A 449-nucleotide genomic window follows, 5' to 3' on the forward strand; every position below is an offset into this window, starting at 1 on the left:
CTTGACGGCTGTGCACGTTGCAAACAGATCGCGTTCATCGGGTTGATCTTGTTCACACCGGCGGATTGTGCAACAGATGCAGGTGAGAACGCCGTTTCTGGTCAGGGCGCTGTCCAGCACGATCGTTGTCGGGTCGGTAGTCAGCGTGCCGGGCAGCCAGCGGTGGCTGCAACGCGATCGCCTGCTACCCGGCGTGACGATCCTGGACTTGTCGACAATGGCGCGCATGGCTGCGCGTCTCGGTATTGCTTTCCCCCATCGCAGAGGCGCAGACTTCAAGGCTTCAGCTTTACCACACGAGTCCGAACTCAAGAGGAGCAAGCATGCATTTCGTCATCAATGGCAACGAGATCGAGCTGGAATTCGATCCTCGGACATCGCTGCTCGACCTGCTTCGTGAGAGGTTGCACCTGTTCGGCACAAAAAAGGGCTGCAATCAGGGTGCATGC

General features: G+C 58.1%; 2 protein-coding genes. One reads left to right on the forward strand and one right to left on the reverse strand.

Annotation, left to right across the window (positions count from 1 at the left end):
• Nucleotides 1-228: hypothetical protein (locus tag VSR34_RS38615; protein WP_342965259.1), on the reverse strand; the 228-nt coding region annotated here is incomplete at its 3' end.
• Nucleotides 229-323: 95 nt separating this feature from the next.
• Between VSR34_RS38615 and VSR34_RS38620 the strand changes: the two genes are divergently transcribed.
• Nucleotides 324-449 (forward strand): 2Fe-2S iron-sulfur cluster-binding protein (locus VSR34_RS38620; protein ID WP_342965260.1); only part of this gene is annotated, 126 nt, incomplete at its 3' end.

It is taken from the genome of Paraburkholderia sp. JHI2823, assembly GCF_038900695.1.
Lineage (GTDB): Bacteria > Pseudomonadota > Gammaproteobacteria > Burkholderiales > Burkholderiaceae > Paraburkholderia > Paraburkholderia mimosarum.